Genomic DNA, 20,601 nt, shown 5'->3' with positions numbered 1-20,601 from the left:
GGCTCCTCCCGAGGCGGGGCGTGCTCTTCGAGGCGGATGTCGGTGACCGTCGCGGACGCCTTCTCCGGCGCATCGCGGGACGTCACTCCGGGGCCCTCCGCGGCGAGATCCTGCGACGTCACCTCGGGATCGTCCTCGGGGTCGTCTTCCGGATCGTCCTCCGGGTCGTCGACCGGGAGGGCGTCGTCGAGGGTGACGTCCGGGGCGCCGGCCAGATCGTCCACCGGGACGTCCTGGACCGTCGCGTCCGCCGGGCCGTCCGCGGGTTCGTCGACGAGGGCGGCATCGCCGCCCGTCCCGGCGTCCGGCGCGGCGGCCCGGCCGGGGACACGGAACTCGGCGGTCGTCTTGTGGTCCGGGGGCACGTACCCGGGCTCCTCGCCGCTCAACTCGTCCACCCTCCGCTGTCGTCGATCTCATGGAGTCCGACGACGGGCGAAGCGGTTCGGTTCATATCGAACCGGGCGGCGCGCGGAGGGCGTCAGCCGGCCGGGGCGGGCTCCAGCCCGCGGCGCGCGGCCTGCCGCAGCTGCCGGTTGAGCATGTCGGTGATGAGCTCGATGGCGTCCGTGCTGGTGGTGTCGAGGGCCCCGCTGAGCCAGCGCGCGGCCTCGGCGATCAGCTCCCCGGCCGCGTCGCCGGCGGTCCCGGCGTCGGCCATCCGCCCCAGCACGGCGCCGAGGCGCAGCGCGGCGTCGGCGCGGCCGGACTCGGCGGCCCGCCGGTACCAGCCGGCGGCCTGCTCCAGGTCGCCCTCGTGCTCGTACATCTCGCCCAGGCCGAAGGCGACGTCGGCCCATGTCCCGTCCGTGGGACGCCCAAGGTCCTCGGGGGTCCAGGGTCGAGCGGGCATGCGATCACTCCGGCGATTCGGTTCGATGGACGCGGGCACGCGGGAACGCCACGCGTACCGTGCAGACCCCATATTGGACGCCGTTCACAAAATCCGCCACCGGTTTAGCCGAGTTTGGCGAACTTTCTGCGTAGCCGCCCCGATACCGATGGAAACATCCTCGTTCGTGCGAACGACCGGTTTTCAGTCGGCGGTGTAGCGGAGCAGCGCGTCCTCGAAGCCGTCGTGCCCGGCGCCGTAGGACCGCAGCGCGACCGGCGCGCCCTCACCGCCGCGCTCCAGCGCCCGCGCCACCGAGCGCGGGTCGGGCAGCACGCCGTCTCCGAGCCGCACGGGGTCGCGCAGCACCGTCCGCACGCCGGGCTCCCCGGAGACGAACTCGCCGAGCACGAAGCCCTCGGACTCGTTCCACACGACGGCCCGGAGCCCGAGGACGAAGGTCGCGTCCCGGGGGCTGCACGGGTCGAGCCAGACGTCGCGGAGGGCCACCCCGCTCGCCTGCAGCTCATCGCCGACCCGGGTGATGTAGGCACGGGTGGCGTCGACGAAGGGGTCCGAGTGAGGCAGGGGCCGAATTCGGTCGATCACTGGGTCATCCCTCTCTTCGATCTCATTACGAAGTATGAGGGAAGTTGATCCCATATGTCCTGTTTCTGAGGGAGAAATTTGGCTGAAGGCAGGCCAAACAGCCCCTTTCACCACATTCCTCCCTTCAGTACCCCCTGTTCTCCGAAGCGTCAGGCCGAGGCGAGCCGGGGGACGAGCTGCGGGACGAGCCACGGCCCGACGGCCATGGCGCACGCCCCGGCCGAGCACACCGCGGTCAGCCGCGCCGGCGCGCCCGCCCGCCGCCCCAGCTCGGCCGTGATCACCAGGACCGTCACCCCGGTGACCGCCAGGCGCAGGGCGCCGTCCCACGGCTCCCGTGCCGCGCGCGGCTCGGGGACCGGCGTCAGGCTCAGCACCGGAACCGCCCCCGGGCCCGGCTGATCCATCAGGACCGGCCCGTCCACCAGGAGGTGCTCCCCCACCGCACGGAGGCCGCTCGCCGGACCGGCCCCGGCGGGCGGGTCCGGCCGGCCGGGCCGCACCGGCGCGCCCCGCTGCTCCGGCGCGCTCGGCGCCGTGTCCATCCGGCTGTCTTCCACCTCGAACGCTCCTTAGGTCAGCGGCCCGCCCCGCGGCGACCGGGGATCATGTGCGCGGCCCGTCCAGGCCGCGGACGGTGACCAGCCGCGGCGCGCGGCCGTCGGCCCCCGCCGCGGCGGCCTCGCCGCGCAGGTCCGCGTTCCGCGTCCGGAGGCCGATGCCGACGGTGTAGAGGACCAGGGTCAGGAAGAGCGCCGCGGGGACCAGGATCCACAGCGCGACCAGCGCGGTCATGGTGAACCTCCTCCGGGTTCGCGATATGCCTTACGTCTGGGACGTCCTGCTGATACCGTTGTCGCTGTTCTCATTTCATCGACTTGTACCAACAAGTTTCTCAGTCAAGGTGTACCCTTTCTTGGGATTGCAAACACCTGGGATGGGAAGTACTTGTTCAGAAGTCCGGTTCCGTGCACGTCCCGCTCATCCGGCGGTCGGCACGACCGGACCGCGAACCGGCAGGAAGGGAGCGGATCCGATGGCCCGCACGACGCCTCTCCGCTGGCGTGACATCGCCGACGACCTGCGCCGGCGCATCGACTCCGGGGACCTCGCGCCCGAGGACGGGTCGTCCGGGCGGCGCCCGCTCCCTCCCGAGAAGGAGCTGGAGCTGCACTACCGCGCGTCCCGCAACACGGTCCGGGACGCGCTCGCCTGGCTCCGGCAGCAGGGCTACGTCGTCTCGGAGCAGGGCAAGGGGACGTTCGTCGTGCCGCGGCCCGACATCGTCCACGTCACGCTCCGCGCCGTCGAGCTCGGGCTCGCGCCAGGCGCGGTGTCGGACGACTGGTACAACCGCGACGCCGCCATCCCCGCGGGCCGCAACGCGTCGGTGTCGCAGGTCAAGGTGGAGGTCCAGGAGGGCACCAAGGTCATCGCCCGGTACCTGCAGACGAAGTCCGGCTCGGAGTTCATCTCCCGGCACCAGGAGATCTTCCTGGACGAGAAGCCGTGGGTGCTGCAGACGTCCTTCTACCCGCTGGAGTTCGCCACCAACGGCGCGTCCCGGCTGCTGTACCCGCGCGACATCCCCGAGGGCGCCGTGGCGTACCTGGGCGAGGCCCTCGGGTACCGCGAGGTGGGCTTCCACGACGAGATCAAGGCCCGCGTCCCGGACGAGAACGAGAAGCGCTTCTTCCGCCTCGGCGACTCCGCGGCGAGCGTCGTGTTCGAGACCGTCCGGACCGCCTACTCCTCCGACGGCAAGGCGTTCCGCGTCACCGTGACCGTCTGGCCCGCGGACCGCACGCGGCTGCACTACAACGACGGCGACGTGCCCCTCGACGTCCTCAAGACGCCCGGTCTGGCGTCCACCGAGGAGTCCGGGGACGAACCGCCGCCGGACGACGGCGCCGGAAGCGGATAGCCCGGCCGCCGCCCGGCCGCGGCGGCCGTCCCACACTGCCCATACGCCCCCCTTCCCGACCGGACGGGAGCCCTCGCGCTCCCGTCGCCCGGCCGGGAGGCGGGGGCTCGGTCTTTTCTCGGAGTCAGGAGCACGTGGACACAGACACCGGGGCCCGCCGACGCAGCCGGGCCGCTGATCCCAGGTACCGCATCCGCACGGCCCGGCCGGACGAGCTCCGCGTCGTCCTCGACCTGATCGACCACGCGGCCGGCTGGCTGCGGGGGAAGGACACGCGGCAGTGGGAGCGGCCCTGGCCGAGCCCGGAGGGGCGGATGAAGCGGGTCCACGAGGCCCTGGCCAACGGGGAGACCTGGCTGCTGTTCGACGCGGACGACCCGATCGGGACCGTCTCCATCAGGACGCTCGGCCAGGAGGAGCTCTGGACGGCGGAGGAGCGCGAGACCGAGGCCGTCTACCTGCACCGGCTCGTCGTCCACCGGGGGTACGCGGGCACGGGCCTCGGCGCCGAGCTGATCGACTGGGCCGGCCTCAAGGGCGCCTCGCTGCAGCGGAACGCGGAACTGATCAGGATCGACGTCTGGACGGACAACCACGCGCTGCACGACTACTACCGCGGCTTGGGCTTCGTCGATGTCGCGATCCGCACGACCAGCGACAACACACCCTCGGGCGCCCTTTTCCAGAGACCTCTCGCCGCGTCCCGGGCGGACCGCCCATGGCGCATCACCGAGGAGTCCCCGCAGCAGCTCGCGAAGCCGGCGCCCGCCCGGCAGGACGTCCACTTCCCCTGACGTCACCGAACCGCCGCCCCGGCGTCGCGCGGCCGTGCCGCACGACGCGAATCAGACGAAGCGGACGAGCATGAGGTCGCTGTCGGGGGTCTCGCGCCAGTAGAAGGCGCCGGGTTCGCGGGACATGCCCTCGATCTCGCCGGCGATGATCAGCGCGCGGTTGATGCAGTCGGTCTTGTTGTAGCCGGTCTGCTCCTGGAGGCGCTGGAGGGCCTGGACGGCCTTGCCGGTCAGGTTGACCGTGACGCGCTCGCTGTGCGGGACCGCCTCCGCGCGCGGGTTCCCGGCGGGCGCGGCGCGGCCGGGATCGTCCGCGTCCATGGACCCGCCCGAGGTCTCGGAGGCTGCTCGGGATGTCGTCATGAGCGCTCACTCCTATCCGGGGGCGCGGAGCCCGGCCCGCCCCGTCCCTTCCGGCGCCGGGACCGGAATGCCCCGCCGGTCAGGCGACCATACAGCCCTCCGTCAGCAAATCCATGCCCAACGTACAGCATGCACGGGAAGGGTTCCCCGGAGGGCGGGGCGAGAAACCTACGATATCTCCGTCTTGCCATCAGGTGACATAACCGTTCCCGAGCTTTAGACAGTCATCGTATGGCTTTCGTATGTATCTCGCTCTACTCTCTTCAGTGGGAGACGTGGGGACGGAACCGACGCCGAGAGGCCGGGTGACACTACGCCCGGCCTTCCCGGGGGAAGGAAGACTCCGTGGAACTGAACCGCTGGAGGGCGCGGTGGCGGAGGCGCACGGCCTCGCACGCGGGCACGATGAACGCGAAGGCCATCACCGCGGTGACGCTCGCCGCCGTGGTGCTCGGATACGCGGTGGGCGGCTCGGCGACCGCCGCCGTCTGCGGGTTCCTGACATTCCTGACGTTTCCAGCGGTGGCCGTGGCCAACGCCCTCGTCCAGTACCTGAAGGCCGGCACGCTGCGGGAGACGCCCGGACCGCCGGTCCTCGCGGCGGCGCCCCGCATGCTCGCGGTCCCCGACCCGGCCGCGCCGGCCGGCGCGGCGACGGCGTTCTGGGACGCGCTGACGCCCGCCGAGCGGTACGACCTCGCCGCACGGGCGCACCGGCACCTCTACCGCGCCGAGGAGGTCCTGTGCCGGGAGGGCGGGGTCGCGGGCGAGGTCATCGTGATCCTGTCCGGCTGGACGCGGGTGTGGGTCCGGGAGGGCGCCGAGCAGCGGATCATCGCGTTCCGGGGCGCCGGGGAGCTGGTCGGCGAGCGGGCGGCGCTGGTGGTGCGGGACCGGTCCGCGACCGTCACGGCGGAGAGCGACGTCGAGGCGCTGCGCGTCGGCGCCCACGAGTTCGGGGCCTTCCTGGACCTCAACCCGCGCGTGCGGGCCGTCCTGGAGCAGCAGGTCTACCGGCGGCAGGTCGAGAAGCACGACGTCCAGGACGTGCGGGGCAACTGCTCGATCCTCATCACCGACATCACGCGGTTCAGCTCGCCGGTGCGCACCGACGCCGACCGCGAGTACGTGCTGTCCGCGATGTACGACCTGATGGGCGAGGCGTTCACCGCGTCCGGCCTCGACTTCGGCCGGCTCTACCAGGAGGACCGCGGCGACGGCGCGCTCGTCGTCGTCCCGCCGACCACGCCGACCGACACGGTGGTCGACCCGATGCTCGCGCACCTGGCCGCGGAGCTGCGGCGGCACAACCGGCGCGCCGCCGAGGCCACCCGGCTGCAGCTGCGCGCCGCGCTGCACGTCGGCCCGGTGCAGCGCGGCCCGAAGGGCGTCGCCGGGACGGCCATCATCACGACGCGGCGGATGGTGGACGCCCCGGCGGTGAAGCGCCGCGTCGCCGAGACCGGCGCCGACCTGGCGTTCGTCACGTCCGACTTCGTGTACGACACGGTGATCACGCCCGCCCCCGGCCTCGTCGACCCGGGCCGCTACTCGCGGGTCAGGGTCCGGCTGAAGGAGGCGTCGCTGTCGGCGTGGCTGATGCTGGAGGGCGGCGCGTCCCGGCTCCGCGCGGTGTGAGGGTCAGGAGGCCACGAGGTCCTGGTAGTCGGGGTGCTTCTCGATCCACTTCTTGATGAACGGGCACAGCGGGACGACCGTCCGGCCCGTGCCCCGCACGTCGTCCAGCGCGCCGCGGGCGAGCGCGCTCCCGATGCCCTTGCCCTCGAACGCCGAGTCGACCTCGGTGTGGGTGAAGACGACGGAGCCCTCCCCGTGCTCGTACTCGGCGAACCCGGCGAGGTCTCCGTCCACCCTGATCTCGTAGCGGCTCTTCTCGGCGTTGTCCGTGATCTCGGTGCTCATGCCCCGATAATGCCCCGCAGGCCGGTGGCATTCCCCGACGGGGCGTCCCGAGCGCGGCCGCGCGCGGCGGGCGGCCTCAGCCGGCCTCGTGGCCGGCGCGCAGCAGGCAGTAGGTGACGGCCTCCTCCAGGGCCTGCCAGGACGCGGCGATGACGTTGTCCTCGACGCCGACCGTGCCCCACTCGCGCTCGCCGTCGCCGGACTCGATCAGCACGCGGGTCCGGGCGTCGGTGCCGTGCGCGCCCTCCAGGATGCGGACCTTGTAGTCGACCAGCTCCAGCCGCCCGAGCTCCGGGTACAGCCGGCCGAGCGCGAGGCGCAGCGCGTTGTCGAGGGCGTTGACGGGGCCGTTGCCCTCGCCGGTCGCGATGATCCGCTCGCCCTTGGCGTGCAGCTTGACGGTGGCCTCGCTGACCATGGAGCCGTCGGGGCGGCGCTCCACGATCGACCGCCACGACTCGACCTCGAAGTGCCGCTGCCGGACGCCGGTCAGCTCCTCGCGCAGCAGCAGCTCGAACGAGGCGTCCGCGGCCTCGAAGGTGTAGCCGGTGGACTCCAGCTCCTTGACCTTGGCGACGACGTCCTTGGCCTTCTCGCCGGACAGGTCGTAGCCGAGCTCGCGGCCCTTCAGCTCGACGGACGCGCGCCCCGCCATGCTCGACACCAGCATCCGCATGTCGTTGCCGACGGCGGCCGGGTCGATGTGCTGGTACAGGTCCGGGTCGACCTTGACCGCCGACGCGTGCAGGCCCGCCTTGTGCGCGAACGCCGACACGCCCACGTAGGGCTGCTGCGAGCTAGGCGCGACGTTGGTGACCTCGGAGACGGCGTGCGCGATCCGGGTCATCTCGGCGAGCTGCGCGTCCGACACGAGGTTCATGCCGCGCTTGAGCTGCAGGTTGCCGACGACGGTGAACAGGTTGGCGTTACCGCTGCGCTCGCCGTAGCCGTTGGCGCAGCCCTGCACGTGGGTGGCGCCGGCCTTCACCGCGGCGAGCGTGTTCGCCACCGCGCAGCCGGAGTCGTCGTGGCAGTGGATGCCGACGCGGACGCCGTACCCGACGACCTCGTGGACGACCTCGGCCAGCTCGTCCGGCAGCATGCCGCCGTTGGTGTCGCAGAGCGCGACGACGTCCGCGCCGGCCTCGGCGGCGGTGCGGACGGCCTCCAGCGCGTAGGCGCGGTTGGCCTGGTAGCCGTCGAAGAAGTGCTCGGCGTCCAGGAAGACTCGTTGGCCCTCCGCACGCAGGTGGGAGACCGTGTCGCGGATCATCGCGAGGTTCTCCTCCAGGGTGGTGCGGAGGGCCAGCTCGACGTGCCTGTCGTGGCTCTTGGCGACAAGGGTCACGACGGACGCGCCGGATTCGCGCAGGGCGGCGACCTGGGGGTCGTCGGCCGCCTTCACCCCGGCCCGGCGGGTCGCGCCGAACGCGGTGAGCCGCGCGTGCCTCAGGTCGAGCTCTGTTCGAGCGCGCCTGAAGAACTCGGTGTCCTTGGGGTTGGCGCCCGGCCAGCCGCCCTCGATGAAGCCGACGCCCAGGTCGTCGAGGTGCCGCGCGATGGCGAGCTTGTCGGGCACGGAGAGGTTGAGCCCCTCCTGCTGGGACCCGTCGCGCAGGGTGGTGTCGTAGACGTGGAACGCGTCGCCTTGCATAGGTGAGAACCCCCAGAGGGTGGCGCCAGGGCACAAAAAAGACCCCTCACGGACGTGAGAGGTCTGCGCGCCGGCGGTGTCCCGTTAGCTGCCGGCGCGCCAGCCGATAATGACGAGGCTGTTGCGCATGATGCGCTCCAGTCTGCCATACGCGTCGATTGTTTGGGACATCCGTCTCGGATGATGAGACGGCGGGGCCCCGGCGCACGGTCGGCCGGGGCCCATGAACCCGCAGGTCAGACGAGTTTGTGGACCCAGCCGTAGGGGTCGGGGCGGGTGCCATACTGGATGCCGACCAGCTCCTGGCGGAGCCGCATCGAGATCTCGCCGGGCTCGCCGTCGCCGATCGTCCACTCCCGGTCCCGGCCCTTGACCCGGCCGACCGGGCTGATGATCGCGGCGGTGCCGCAGCCGAACACCTCGGTGATCTCGCCGGACTCGCAGCCTTGCTGCCACTCCTCGATGCTGATCTTGCCCTCGGCGGCCGGGACCCCGAGGTCGGGCGCCAGTTTGAGCATCGAGTCGCGGGTGATGCCGGCGAGCAGCGTGCCGGTGAGCGCGGGGGTGAGCAGCCGGGCGTCCGCGCCGGAGCCGTAGACGAACATGAGGTTCATCGAGCCGACCTCCTCGACCCAGCGGTGCTCCACCGCGTCGAGCCAGACGACCTGGTCGCAGCCCTGCGCGACGGCCTCGGCCTGCCCGGCGAACGACGCCGCGTAGTTGCCGCCGAACTTGGCCTCGCCCGTCCCGCCGGGGGCGGCGCGGGTGTAGTCCTGCGACAGCCACACCGAGACGGGCTTGATCCCGCGCGGGTAATACAGCCCGGACGGCGACGCGATCACCATGAACAGGAACTCGTTCGCGGGGCTGTTGACGCCGAGCGCGCGGGTCGTGGCGAACATGAACGGCCGCAGGTAGAGGCTGTGGCCCTCGGCGTCGGGGACCCAGTCCCGGTCGGTGCCGACGAGTAGCTCGATCGCGTCGACGAACAGCTGCTCGGGGATCTCCGGCATCGCCATCCGCTTGGCGGACCGGTTCATCCGCGCCGCGTTCATGTACGGCCGGAAGGTGACGATGGACCCGTCCGGCTGCTTGTAGGCCTTGAGACCCTCGAAGAGCTCCTGGGCGTAGTGGAACACCTGCGAGGCCGGGTCCATCGGGATCGGCCCGTACGGTTCGAGTTTCGCGTCGTGCCAGCCGCGCTCGGCCGAGTACCTGATCGTGACCATGTGGTCGGTGAAGTGCCGGCCGAAGCCGGGATCGGCCAGGACCGCGGCCCGCTCGGCGGCGCTCGCGGGCCGCTCGGTGCGCGTGATCTCGAACTCCAGGGTGTCGCTCATCGCGGTTCGTCCTCTCGCGGATCGCCGGGCGGCCCCATCGCCGCTGTGGCGTCTCTCATCCCTATTGTCGTACTTCGTCTAGACCTGCTCCTCCACGCGCGGCGCATGCCGAAAACCGGGCGCGCCGCGAGGGCACGCCCGGTCCGTCCGGACAGGCGGCGTGCCCTACCCGGATACTCGCTTGGCGATCGCGTCGCCGATCTGGGACGTGGACCGGGCGCCCAGGGCGGCGCGCTCGGCCAGGTCGTCGGAGACGGCCTGCTCGACCCGGCGGGCGGCGTCGCCCTCGCCGAGGTGGTCGAGCAGCATGGCGACGGACAGGATCGTGGCGGTCGGGTCGGCCTTGCCCTGCCCGGCGATGTCGGGCGCGCTGCCGTGCACCGGCTCGAACATCGACGGCGCCGTCCGGTCGGGGTTGACGTTGCCGGACGCGGCGAGCCCGATCCCGCCCGCGATCGCGGCGCCGATGTCGGTGATGATGTCGCCGAACAGGTTGTCGGTGACGACCACGTCGAACCGCTGCGGCTGGTTGACGAAGAACATCGTGGCCGCGTCGACGTGGACGTAGTCCGTGGCGATCTGCGGGTACTCCTCGCCGACCCGCTTGAGGACCCGCTGGTACAGGTCGCCGGCGAAGGTCAGGACGTTGTCCTTGTGGACGAGCGTGAGCTTCTTGCGCGGCCGGGACGCCGCGACCTCGAACGCGTACCGGATGACCCGCTCGACCCCGAACGCGGTGTTCACGCTCTCCTGCGTGGCGACCTCGTGCGGCGTGCCCTTGCGCAGCACCCCGCCGACGCCGGTGTACGGGCCCTCGGTGCCCTCCCGGACGACGACCATGTCGATGTCGGCGGGCGACACGCCGGCCAGCGGCGTCGCGACCCCCGGGAACAGCTTCACGGGCCGCAGGTTGACGTAGTGGTCGAGCTCGAAGCGGGTGCGCAGCAGCAGCCCGCGCTCCAGCGTCCCGCTGGGCACGCTCGGGTCGCCGACGGCGCCGAGCAGGATGACCTCCTGCTCGCGCAGCTCGGCCAGCACCGAGTCGGGCAGCGTCTCCCCCGTCCGGTGCCAGCGGGCGGCGCCCAGGTCGTAGGAGGTCTGCTCGAACGTGAGGTCGCCGGACACGGCGTCGAGGACCTTCAGTCCCTCGGCGACCACCTCGGGGCCGATCCCGTCACCGGGGATGACGGCCAGACGAATGCTGCGCGAAGCCATGCGCGCACTCTACTGCAAACGTCTCAATGCTTGGGCTTGCGTCTCACGATTCGGTCAACAGCCCGCAATCTCCGCACTTCCCGCCGCCGGGCACCCGGTAGTACAGGCAGCAGCTCCGGCGGACGAACCGGTCGTCCAGGGCCTCCGCCAGCGGCTCCCGCGCGAGCAGGTCGCGCACCAGCGCGCCCCGCACCGGCGACCCCGGCACCCGCAGAGTGCCCGCCAGCGCGGACGCCGCGTTCCCCCAGGCCAGCCCGTCCGCGAGCCGGACGAACTCGGACATCGCCGCCAGCAACGGCCGGAGAGCGCCGTCCACGACCATGGGATGGATCACGGAGGCGGCTTCAGCCGCGCCCTCGACCCGCCACCCGCGCGGCTCCGGAACGCCGAGCCTGATCGGCTCGCCGGGCGCCCACGACCACCGCAGGTCCCCGAGGTCGGGCACGAGCCCGCCCGCCGCCGACGCGGCGACCGGCGACCACAACCGCGCCGCGAGCCCCTGGAACAGCAGGGAGGCGGCGACCCGCCGCTCCTGCGTCCGGAGCCGCACGGCGTGATCGCGGGTCAGTTCCCGCAGCCGCTCGACGTCCCCGGCGAACGGGCGCCAAGCGCCGCCGTCCACGTCGTCCGTGAGGAGCACGAAGTAGGGCCCCAGCCGATCGACCTCACACAAAAGCCGGGCGACCTCATCGCCCTCGGCAACGTCCACCGGCCAAGTCTCGCACCCCGCGCCAGGACGAGCGGGACGGGCGGGACTATGGAGGGCTATTCCGCCCTACGGTCCAGGGCGGTCTGCAGGGCTCGGGTGGCCTCTTCTTCGGCTTCTTCGGCCGGGGTGTTGTTCCAGGTGTCGTCCATGGCAAATGCTCCAGATTCGCTGTGCTGTGGCGGGAGGGCCTGCCGGGAGCGTGGGGTCGCACGGTCCGGCGCGAAAATCGGGCTCACGGCCAGGCAGAGCCTCCGCAGCGGGTGCCGGCCTGCCGATGATCAGGCCCCGCTGCGGCAGCGAAGGATTACTACGAAGCGCCGCATGACTACCTGCGAGAATACCTCCGCCACGGCGGGTTGTCCCGATCCGTGGCGGAGGTTCTCAGTATGTGAGATGAGCGGGCGGGCGTCAGCCCTCCAGGTCGACGCGGCGGCCCATGTCGGCGCCGACCTCGCGGGTGATGGCCTCCACGAGCTGCGGCGCGATGGCGGAGTCGACGGTGAGCGCGATCAGCGCCTTGCCGCCCTTGGCGTCCCGGCCGACCTGCATGCCGGCGATGTTGACCTGCTCGTCGCCGAGCAGCTTGCCGACGGCGCCGACGATGCCGGGGCGGTCGACGTAGGAGAAGAACGCCATGTGCTCGGTCGGGACGAGCTCCATGTTGTAGCCGTTGATCTCGATGATGCGCTCGGCGTGCTTCGGGCCGGTGAGCGTGCCGGAGACCGAGACGACGTCGCCGTCGGCCATCGTGCCGCGCACCTGCACGACGTTGCGCCAGTCGGGGCTGTCCTCGGAGGTGGTGAGGGTGACCTCGACGCCGCGGTCGCGGGCCAGCAGCGGCGCGTTGACGAAGGTCACGGCCTCCTCGATGACGTCCACGAAGACGCCCTTGAGCGCGGCGAGCTCCAGCACCTTCACGTCGTGCTCGGCGATCTCGCCGCGGACGACGACGTCGAGCCGGACGGGGACGCCGCCGGCGAGGGCGGTGAAGATGCGGCCGAGCTTCTCGGCGAGCGGCAGGCCGGGCTTGACGTCCTCGGCGACCGCGCCGCCCTGCACGTTGACGGCGTCCGGCACGAACTCGCCGGACAGCGCGAGCTTCACCGAGCGGGCGACCTGCGTGCCGGCCTTCTCCTGCGCCTCGTGGGTGCTGGCGCCGAGGTGCGGGGTGACCACGACGTTGTCGTGGTGGAACAGCGGGCTGTCGGTGCAGGGCTCGCTGCTGAACACGTCGAGCCCGGCGCCGGCGACGCGGCCGTCCTTGAGGGCGAGGTCGAGGGCCTGCTCGTCGACGATCCCGCCGCGGGCGGCGTTGACGATCCGCACGTTCGGCTTGACCTTGTGAAGCTCGGCGTCGCCGACCAGGCCGAGCGTCTCGGGGGTCTTCGGCAGGTGGACGGTGATGAAGTCGCTCTCGCGGAGCAGCTCGTCGAGCGTGACGAGCTTGACGCCGAGCTGCGCGGCGCGGGCGGCCTGCACATAGGGGTCGAACGCGATCACGTTCATGTCGAAGGCGGCGAGGCGCTGGGCGACCAGGACGCCGATCCGGCCGAGGCCGAGGACGCCGACGGTCTTGCCCTGCATCTCGACGCCGGTGTACTTCGAGCGCTTCCACTCGCCCTGCTTGAGCGCGGCGTGCCCCTGCGGGACGTTGCGCGCGGTGGCGAGGAGCAGCGCGATCGCGTGCTCGGCGGCGGTGACGATGTTGGAGGTGGGCGCGTTGACGACCATGACGCCGGCCTTGGTGGCGGCCTCCACGTCGACGTTGTCGAGGCCGACGCCGGCGCGGGCGACGACCCGGAGCTTCTTGGCGTGCTGGAACACCTCGGCGGTGACCTTGGTGGCGCTGCGCACGATCAGGGCGTCGACGTCGGCGACGGCCGGGAGCAGCTGCTCGCGGTCACCGCCGTCGACGCTCCGGACGTCGAAGTCGGCCTCCAGCACGGCGATGCCGGCCGGGGAGAGTTCTTCTGCGACGAGGACGACGGGCTTGCTCAAGAGGAAACAGTCCTTCGGAAAAGTGGGATGTTCGTGTGCTGTGTGCAGGTGAAGTCGCGAGTCACCTCGTCGTGGACCTCGCCCCCGGCAGACGAGTCTATAACCAGGGGGCCGCGCCGGTTCCCGGCAGGGAAAGACTCACCGGTAACTACGGGTTCGCCCCGTTCTGTCAGGCCGCGTTCGGTTCCGGGACGGCGGCGAGCACGGACGCCACCCGCTCGGCGTCGGCGACGTGCACGTGCGGGACGTCCACGAACACCCGCAGCGGCCCGGCGGGCAGCCCGAGCTCCTCGGCGACGCCGAGCTGCACCTCGCGCAGCGGGATGTACATCAGGTAGCCGCGGTGGACGTTCTGCGACCGGAACATCGCGGTCATGGTCAGCCGGTAGCCACGGATCCGGAACGACAGCGCGGTCAGCGCCGGCAGCCCGTCGGCCGGCTCGCCCGGGATCGTCAGCGAGATCCACGCGCTGGTCGTCCACGGCCTGGCCCGCAGCAGGTCGACCACCCAGCGGATCTGGTCGTGCCCGTCCAGGTCGTGCAGCCGGGGCCAGTACCGGCCGCGGACGACGCGGCGGGTGCGCTCCTGGGCGCGCCGGACCAGGCGCGCGTGGTCGCCGTACTCGTGGAGGATCGGGTCCTCCCAGCTCAGCGAGCTGACCTCGAACAGCAGCGGGGGCCCCTCGATGATGGGGCCGCCGTCCTCCAGCCCGGCCTCGCCGGCGGACCAGACGTGCCGCAGCACGCCGATCCACGCCAGGCCGCACGTCTCCCAGCGCCGGACGTCCTTGTCCCCATGCGGCGGCATGTCATGACTCCGCACCGTTATTCAGAAAATTGACTAGCCGCGCGATTGCCGCGCCGGCGGGGAATTGCGCACCGCCTCCGGCCGGCGTCCGTCCGTTGACCTCGATCAGCCTCACACCGCTCATCCGCTCCGCCCCAGGACCCGCTCCGGCGGCGGTCACACGGGTGTTCGCGCAGGTTCTCCACGCAGTGGCCGCGGCCGTCACGGCTTTCTTCAAGTATCAGGCAAAGTACCCAGAAACGATAGGGATATTTATCCGAACGGTACCTTCACTGGAATTCTGACCGCGATGTCGTCCATCGGTCACTGGACAATCCGCCCAAACGGTCGGGTCACCAGGGATCGGGGCCGTCGCGGTGCAGCACGATGTATCCGGACTGCCGGAAGACCGTCCGGTACCCGGCGGCCTCCAGTTCGGCGACGCGCCGCCGCTGGTCGGCGACCGACGGGAACGGGAACTCCAGCCGCCCGACGTAGGCGACCACCCAGGGCGCCCCGCGCGACCGCTCGTCCCACAGCAGGACGCGGGCGCGGGACGTCAGCGCGGGCCCGACGCCGTTGGCCGCCTCGACGAGCGCGCCGTCGGGGATCGTCGCGGCCGCCGCCGCGGCCGCGCGGGCCCGCTCGTTCTGCCGCCACAGCGCCGGGTCGGCCAGGTGCCGGTAGGCGAAGAACGGCACGCAGACGAGCGTCGCGGCCAGCACTCCGGCCATCGGCAGGACGGGCGGCACGCGCCGCGCCCTCCCCCAGCGCCCGCGCAGCCGCGCGGCCCCGTCCACCGCCGCGAGGACGAGCACGGCGACGATGAACGCGTTGTAGTGGTAGTGGGGCTCCCACCAGTTGCCGAAGCTGCTCGCGAGCATCCGCTCGGCGAGCAGCGGCACGGCGGTGAGGGTCAGCGGGGACGCCAGCGGCAGCAGGAGCAGCGGCAGGACGACCAGCGCCATCGTCAGCACCTTCTGCGGCGGGTCGACGAGCACGGCGGCGACGTCCCACGGCTGGGTGAGGGCGTGGACGGCGGCGTGCGGCACGTCGGGGCCGAGCGCCCCGTACGCCCAGTAGTAGCCGTTGTCGCCGCCGAAGGCCGAGATGAGCACGCGCGAGCTGACCCAGGTGGCGCACAGCCCGACCGCCGCGTAGGCGAGGCCGGCCCGGCGGTCGCCCCGGGGCAGCAGGTCGCGCAGCCGCCGCCGCTCGCCGTCCGGCTCGTCGGGCCGGGTGAGCAGGTAGAGGCCGAAGCCCGTGAGGAGGAGCCCCATGTCCTCCTTGACGAGCAGCAGCGCGGCCGCCGCCAGCGCCGCGTGGACGCGCCGCCCGGCGTCGTACCGCTCGACCAGCAGCGCCGACAGCAGCGGGACGAACGCGACCTCGTGGAAGTCGAACGCGAGCGCCTCGGCGATCGGCCAGGACAGCGCGTAGGCGCCCGCCGCGCAGTACGCGGCGCCGGGCCCGAGCCTGCGCTCGGTGTACCGCCAGATCGGCCAGATCGCGAGCGCGAGCAGCACGGCCTGCGCGACCAGCAGCGTCTCGGGGCCGTCGTGGATCCAGTAGAGCGGCGCGAGCAGCGCCAGGATCGGCGAGAAGTGGTCGCCGAGGACGGAGAAGCCGGGCCCGAAGCCGTTGTGGACGCCCTTCACCATGGCGACCGGCAGGTCGAACCGGCTGTAGGAGCGGACCGCCTGGTCGAAGATCACCAGGTCGTAGCTTCCGGTCCGGAAGGCGCGCAGCCGCATCAGCGCGTACGCCGCGTACAGCAGCGCGCTCGCCGCGATCAGCGCGGCGAGCGGCGGGCGGGGACGGCGCCGGGCGCCTCCCCCGGTGCCGGCCGGAACCTCCCCGACGGGTTCCTGCGCCACGACGACCTCGGCCACGCGCCGGACGCTACCACCGGTCCGGCGCGCGGCTGAGTTCCGGCCCGCGCGTTTCCCCGGTCGGCGCGGCTCCATGACCGCGCCTTTCCCCGGGCGCGAGCCGCCACTCCCCAAGTGCGAGCCGCCGCTCTCCAGGTGCGGCCCGCACTCCCCGAGCGGGCCCGCCACTCCCCGAGCGGGGCCCGCCAGACCGCGGTGCGGGCCTGGCGGGCCGTGGGGCGGCGTTCCCAAGTCGCGGCGTGGGCCTCCTAGGCCGCGGTGCGGCGGGTCGCCGGGAGCCGGGAGGCGGAGGTTGCCCCGGCGACGAGCGCGACGAGCAGCGGGATGCCGACCCCGACCGCGAGGAGCAGCGTCCACGGGATGTCGACGATCACACCGTGCGCCGCCGCGCCCGTCTCCTGGACCTCGCTGGTGAGCGGGCGCGCCACCGCGATGCCGGGGACGAGCCCGCCGGCGATGCCGAGCCAGCAGCCGAGCGCGGCGATGAACGCGGCCCGCCCCATGGCCAGCAGCCGCCGGGTGCCCGGCCGGGCGCCGACGGCGCCGAGCGTCGCGAGGTCGGGCCGGGCGTCGGCGGACGCCAGGCCGGTCGCGATCAGCGCCCCGCCCAGCGCGAGGACCCCCGCCGCTCCCGCCAGCATCAGCGTGACCTTGCCGAACGACCCGGTGAAGCCGCGCTCGACGTAGACGGAACCGTCGTCGCGGGTGAAGGAGTCGAGGGTCTTGTCCAGGCGCGCCTGCTCGGCCTCGGTGACGCGGTGGTCGGCGCGGTCGACGCCGAACGCCTCCGTCCGGACGGGCAGCCCGATCTTCGCGGCGGCCGCCGGGGGCACGATGGCCCGCACGTGCGGGTCGCCGGGAGCGGCGACCGCCGGCAGGTTCTCGATCGTCCGGACGGTGTGCTCCTTGTCGTCCGCCCAGTACGACACCTTGGCCGTGGTCGTCCCTCCGGCCAGGGGCTTGACCCGGAACAGCACGATCTTGCCCTCGGCCAGCGCGGCCGTGACGGCGGGATCGTCGCGGCCGAGGACGAGCCTGGCCTCGCGGGCGCCGCCGACCACGTTGTCCATGAGGGTGAAGGAGGCGTCCCCGTCGAGTTCGGCGGCGAAGCTCACCGAGGGGCACTGCGACCAGTCGTCGGACGCGCAGACCCCGTCCTGCCCCGGCATGGCCTTCAGCGGCAGGACGGGCACGCCGGGCAGGTCGCCCCGGACGGCGGCCCCGACCTGGTCCGCCCGGTCCAGCGGCGGCCGGACCAGCGCCGAGCCCATGGGCAGCCGCGCCTGGTACTCGACCTGCTCCTGCCGGAGGTCGCTGGCGCCCCCGATGGCCAGCGCGGTGATCCCGGCGACGGCCGCCATGATCGCGGCGACCGCGGGCGCGGTGCGGGCCCGGTTGCGGGCGCCGTCCCGGACGGCGAGGCGGAGCGGCAGCGGCAGCCGGTGCGCGAGCCGCCCGGCCGCGCCGATGAGCCACGGGCAGGCGAGCACGAGCCCGATGATGATCGCCGCCGCGCCGATCGCGGCGCCGAACTCGCGCCACCTCCGGACGCCCTCCAGGCACAGCGCCACGCCCGCGGCGACGAGCACGGCCCCGGCGACGGGCCAGCCCCGGCGGCCCGGGGCGGGCGGCTCGCGGCGCTCGGCGAGGGCCGCGACGACGTCCATCCGGGCGGCCTGCGCGGCCGGGACCAGCGCGGCCGCCAGCCCGCTGCCCGCGCCGAGCAGCACGGCTGCGGCGAGCAGGAGCCACGGCACGGTGAACGGGCCGAGCGGGGCCGGGCCCCGGGCCTCGGCGATCCACTTGACGGCGGCCGCTCCCGCGACGCCGAGCACGGCCCCGCCGAGCGCCGCGGACCCGCCGAGGAGGACGCCGCTCGTCAGCACGACGGCGCGCAGGTGCCGGCCGGCCCCGCCGGCGGCGGCGACGAGCGCGAGGTCGCGGCGGCGCCGCCGGACGTCCACCACGAACGCGGGCCCGGCCAGCAGCACGACCTCCAGCACGGCCATCGCGACGATCAGCGCCAGCACGCCGGCCTCGGCGGCGGACGCCGCGCCCGCGCCGCCCGCGCCGCCCGCGCCGTCCCGCGCCGCGGTCGTCGCCCGCAGGACCGCGAGGGCGCTGACGGCGCCGACCGGCAGGCCGATCATGCACAGCACCAGCGCGGTGCGGCCCTTCGACCGCAGCGCGTCCTGCCGCGCGAGGCGGAAGGCGAATCCGTAGCGGGTCACGTCGTCTCCTGCAGCAGGGTCTCGGGGCCGGTGCGGGCGGGGGTGGCGTCGACGAGCCGGCCGTCGCGCAGGAACACGACCCGGTCGGCCCAGGCGGCGTGCCGCGACTCGTGCGTCACCATCAGGCAGGACGCGCCCGCGTCGCAGCGGCCCCGCAGCACCCGCATGACGTCCTCGCCGGTGTGGCTGTCGAGCGCGCCGGTCGGCTCGTCGGCGAGGACGAGCCGCCGGTCGCCGACCAGCGCCCGGGCGATCGCGACGCGCTGCTGCTGGCCGCCGGACATCTCGTCGGGGTAGCGGTCGGCGAGGTCGCCGACGCCGACCTCCTCCAGCGCCTCCAGCGCCTCCCGGCGGGCCTTGCGGGCGCGGACGCCGTCCAGCTCGCGCGGCAGCATGGCGTTCTCGGCGGCGGTCAGGCTGGGGATGAGGTTGAGGTCCTGGAAGACGTAGCCGACGGCGCGGCGGCGCAGCGCCGAGCGGGCGGCGCGGCCGAGCGCGCCGAGGTCGGCGCCGGCCACGAGGACCTGCCCGGACGTCGGGGTGTCGAGCCCGCCGGCGAGCGTCAGCAGGGTCGACTTGCCGGAACCGGACGGGCCCATCACCGCGACGAACTCGCCCTCGGCGACGTCCAGCGTCACTCCCGCGAGGGCGTGCACGAGGCCGGGGCCGCTGCCGTGGTCGCGGGAGACGTCCCGCAGGGCGAGCAGGGTCATCGGCGGGCCTCCTCATCGGTCTCCGCCGGGACGTTCGGGGTCGGCGCCGGCGTCGGCGGCGGTGCCGGAGGCGTGGCGCGGGCCACGTAGGTCTCGCAGTGGTCGAGCCAGCGCACCTCGGCCTCCGCCTGGAAGATCATGGATTCCAGGACGAGCCGCCACGCGCGGTCGCCCTGCTCGGCGGGGACGGCGGGCGCGTCGGCCTTCAGCCGGGTGAGGTCCTGCAGGGCGCGCAGGGTGGCGCCGCGCTGGGTCTGGACGACCTCGGCGACGTCCACGCCGGGCGTGGTGACGGCCATCGCCAGCTTGATCGCCAGCTCGTCGCGGGGCCGGTCGGCGCGGACGATCGGGGTGGCGAACCACCGCCGCACGTCCGCCTCGCCCGCCGGGGTGATCCGGTAGACGAAGCGGCCCTCGTCGTCGGCGCCGACGCGGGTGACGAGCTCGTCGCGTTCGAGGCGGGACAGGGTGGAGTAGACCTGGCCGATGTTGAGCGGCCAGGTGGCGCCGGTGGACGACTCGAACTCGGCGCGCAGCTGGTAGCCATAGCGGGGCCCCTGGGACAGCAGTGCCAGGAGGCCATGACGGATCGACATACCTACCAAGTATGCATACCGCGTATGGCTAGGGCAATACCGAGTATGCATCCGGGCGACACGCCAGGCGGATTTCACTGTGTGCAATCACTTGGAGGCTTAACGTAATCACCGATCCCCGGCCAATCAGGAGAGACCCGTGTCCTCGGACTGCACCATCAGCGTGTTGCGCGACGTCCTGCGCGTGTACGACCACCGCTACCTGAGCCTCGACCGCGTCCAGCGCGAGCGCCTCGTGGAGGGCACCCGCCGCGTCATCGGCGAGGAGGGGCTCAGCGACGCCGCCCGCGCCGCGATGCCCGCGTCCGTCAGGCTCAGGGCGTTCTGCATCCAGCACGGCCTGAACGACGAGCTGGAACGGCTGATCAGCGACGAGGCGAAGGGGGTCCTGGCGGGCGCGGTCGTGGTCGGCGGGCGGATCTACGCCATGTACCCGTACCTGCGCGGCGTCCCCCGCCAGGACGCCGACATCACCGCCGAGGTCGGCGTCGACCACCGCCTGGACGCCGTCACCTGGCAGAACAGGAAGATCCGCATCCGCGGGTTCGCGGCGCTGCAGCGCATCGAGACCGACCGGACCGCCGTGGACGTCATCCTGCGGGAACGGACGTCCGGCCGGGAGCACGGCTTCCTCGCCGAGCCCCGCCAGGAGCGTCCCGGCGCGTTCGAGGCCGTCGCCGACCCCGCCGTCGTCGAGCCGGGACGCTGGGACGTGCACGTCACCGCGACGAGCCTCGGCGTGACGCGCGAGGCCCGCCTCGGCTCGGTCCGCGGCGAGAACCTGAAGACCGTCGAGCAGCGGCGCACCGCCGACGCCAAGGACGTCAGGGTCTACTTCACCAAGGGCGGCCATCTGGCGCTGGCCGTCGCCGAGACCGCCGGGCGGCCGCCCCTGCTCAACAGGTTCCGCCGCCTCCGCCTCACCCGATGAGCGCGGCGTGCCGCCCCGCACGGTTCGCGGGGCGACACGCCGGTCGCCGGTCAGTCGAGCGGACGGTCAGCCGTTGAGCCAGCTCATCAT

21 protein-coding genes are annotated in these 20,601 nt (G+C 73.0%); 4 read left to right on the top strand and 17 right to left on the bottom strand.

Features of this window, described 5'->3' with window-relative positions; genetic code table 11:
* The 5 genes from ETD96_RS19155 to ETD96_RS19135 all read right to left on the bottom strand — a co-directional run.
* On the bottom strand, positions 1-398 hold a 398-nt coding region (locus ETD96_RS19155), incomplete at its 3' end, for a hypothetical protein (RefSeq protein ID WP_205719345.1).
* 83 nt (positions 399-481) lie between these two features.
* On the bottom strand, positions 482-853 hold the full coding sequence (locus ETD96_RS19150; RefSeq protein WP_138637834.1) for a hypothetical protein: 372 nt from the start codon (positions 851-853) through the stop codon (positions 482-484).
* A 183-nt stretch (positions 854-1,036) separates the two neighbouring features.
* Complete coding sequence (locus tag ETD96_RS19145) at positions 1,037-1,441, bottom strand: DUF6292 family protein (protein ID WP_138637833.1); 405 nt, start codon at positions 1,439-1,441, stop codon at positions 1,037-1,039.
* A gap of 149 nt (positions 1,442-1,590) precedes the next feature.
* On the bottom strand, positions 1,591-2,001 hold the full coding sequence (locus tag ETD96_RS19140; RefSeq protein ID WP_138637832.1) for a hypothetical protein: 411 nt from the start codon (positions 1,999-2,001) through the stop codon (positions 1,591-1,593).
* Between the two features lie 46 nt (positions 2,002-2,047).
* Complete coding sequence (locus ETD96_RS19135; protein ID WP_138637831.1) at positions 2,048-2,236, bottom strand: hypothetical protein; 189 nt, start codon at positions 2,234-2,236, stop codon at positions 2,048-2,050.
* A 241-nt stretch (positions 2,237-2,477) separates the two neighbouring features.
* Here ETD96_RS19135 and ETD96_RS19130 point away from each other — a divergent pair, with 241 nt between their 5' ends.
* Positions 2,478-3,365 (top strand): GntR family transcriptional regulator, encoded by an 888-nt coding sequence (locus ETD96_RS19130; protein ID WP_171069116.1) that lies wholly within the window; start codon positions 2,478-2,480, stop codon positions 3,363-3,365.
* 134 nt (positions 3,366-3,499) lie between these two features.
* Entirely contained in the window at positions 3,500-4,159 is a 660-nt protein-coding gene (locus tag ETD96_RS19125; protein WP_138637829.1) for a GNAT family N-acetyltransferase, read from the top strand.
* Between the two features lie 51 nt (positions 4,160-4,210).
* Here the strand turns inward: ETD96_RS19125 and ETD96_RS45960 are convergent, their stop codons facing one another.
* Complete coding sequence (locus ETD96_RS45960) at positions 4,211-4,522, bottom strand: hypothetical protein (RefSeq protein ID WP_205719344.1); 312 nt, start codon at positions 4,520-4,522, stop codon at positions 4,211-4,213.
* A 345-nt stretch (positions 4,523-4,867) separates the two neighbouring features.
* Between ETD96_RS45960 and ETD96_RS19115 the strand changes: the two genes are divergently transcribed.
* Entirely contained in the window at positions 4,868-6,160 is a 1,293-nt protein-coding gene (locus ETD96_RS19115) for a Crp/Fnr family transcriptional regulator (protein ID WP_138637828.1), read from the top strand.
* A 3-nt stretch (positions 6,161-6,163) separates the two neighbouring features.
* Here the strand turns inward: ETD96_RS19115 and ETD96_RS19110 are convergent, their stop codons facing one another.
* From ETD96_RS19110 to ETD96_RS19060, 11 genes are all read right to left on the bottom strand, one after another.
* Positions 6,164-6,445 (bottom strand): GNAT family N-acetyltransferase, encoded by a 282-nt coding sequence (locus ETD96_RS19110; RefSeq protein ID WP_138637827.1) that lies wholly within the window; start codon positions 6,443-6,445, stop codon positions 6,164-6,166.
* Positions 6,446-6,521: 76 nt separating this feature from the next.
* Entirely contained in the window at positions 6,522-8,099 is a 1,578-nt protein-coding gene (gene cimA, locus ETD96_RS19105; protein ID WP_138637826.1) for a citramalate synthase, read from the bottom strand.
* Between the two features lie 236 nt (positions 8,100-8,335).
* Positions 8,336-9,439, bottom strand: a complete 1,104-nt coding sequence (locus ETD96_RS19100) for a branched-chain amino acid aminotransferase (protein WP_138637825.1) — start codon at positions 9,437-9,439, stop codon at positions 8,336-8,338.
* Positions 9,440-9,604: 165 nt separating this feature from the next.
* Complete coding sequence (locus ETD96_RS19095) at positions 9,605-10,654, bottom strand: 3-isopropylmalate dehydrogenase (protein ID WP_138637824.1); 1,050 nt, start codon at positions 10,652-10,654, stop codon at positions 9,605-9,607.
* Between the two features lie 43 nt (positions 10,655-10,697).
* Positions 10,698-11,363 (bottom strand): (2Fe-2S)-binding protein, encoded by a 666-nt coding sequence (locus tag ETD96_RS19090; protein ID WP_138637823.1) that lies wholly within the window; start codon positions 11,361-11,363, stop codon positions 10,698-10,700.
* A gap of 408 nt (positions 11,364-11,771) precedes the next feature.
* Complete coding sequence (gene serA, locus ETD96_RS19085) at positions 11,772-13,361, bottom strand: phosphoglycerate dehydrogenase (RefSeq protein WP_138637822.1); 1,590 nt, start codon at positions 13,359-13,361, stop codon at positions 11,772-11,774.
* 169 nt (positions 13,362-13,530) lie between these two features.
* On the bottom strand, positions 13,531-14,169 hold the full coding sequence (locus ETD96_RS19080; protein ID WP_240807859.1) for a thymidylate synthase family protein: 639 nt from the start codon (positions 14,167-14,169) through the stop codon (positions 13,531-13,533).
* Positions 14,170-14,501: 332 nt separating this feature from the next.
* Positions 14,502-16,040 (bottom strand): DUF2079 domain-containing protein, encoded by a 1,539-nt coding sequence (locus ETD96_RS19075; protein WP_171069115.1) that lies wholly within the window; start codon positions 16,038-16,040, stop codon positions 14,502-14,504.
* A 248-nt stretch (positions 16,041-16,288) separates the two neighbouring features.
* The gene (locus ETD96_RS19070) at positions 16,289-18,271 is read right to left on the bottom strand and encodes an FtsX-like permease family protein (RefSeq protein WP_138637820.1); all 1,983 of its coding nucleotides are present in this window, start codon (positions 18,269-18,271) and stop codon (positions 16,289-16,291) included.
* Positions 18,268-18,984, bottom strand: a complete 717-nt coding sequence (locus tag ETD96_RS19065; RefSeq protein ID WP_138637819.1) for an ABC transporter ATP-binding protein — start codon at positions 18,982-18,984, stop codon at positions 18,268-18,270. Before ETD96_RS19065 ends, ETD96_RS19070 begins: the two co-directional genes overlap by 4 nt.
* The gene (locus ETD96_RS19060) at positions 18,981-19,580 is read right to left on the bottom strand and encodes a PadR family transcriptional regulator (protein ID WP_138637818.1); all 600 of its coding nucleotides are present in this window, start codon (positions 19,578-19,580) and stop codon (positions 18,981-18,983) included. Before ETD96_RS19060 ends, ETD96_RS19065 begins: the two co-directional genes overlap by 4 nt.
* A 139-nt stretch (positions 19,581-19,719) precedes the next feature.
* Between ETD96_RS19060 and ETD96_RS19055 the strand changes: the two genes are divergently transcribed.
* On the top strand, positions 19,720-20,511 hold the full coding sequence (locus tag ETD96_RS19055) for a hypothetical protein (RefSeq protein ID WP_205719343.1): 792 nt from the start codon (positions 19,720-19,722) through the stop codon (positions 20,509-20,511).
* Positions 20,512-20,601: the final 90 nt, after the last annotated feature.

Source organism: Actinomadura geliboluensis (assembly GCF_005889745.1).
GTDB lineage: Bacteria > Actinomycetota > Actinomycetes > Streptosporangiales > Streptosporangiaceae > Spirillospora > Spirillospora geliboluensis.
This window is presented reverse-complemented; position numbering and strand designations above follow the sequence as displayed.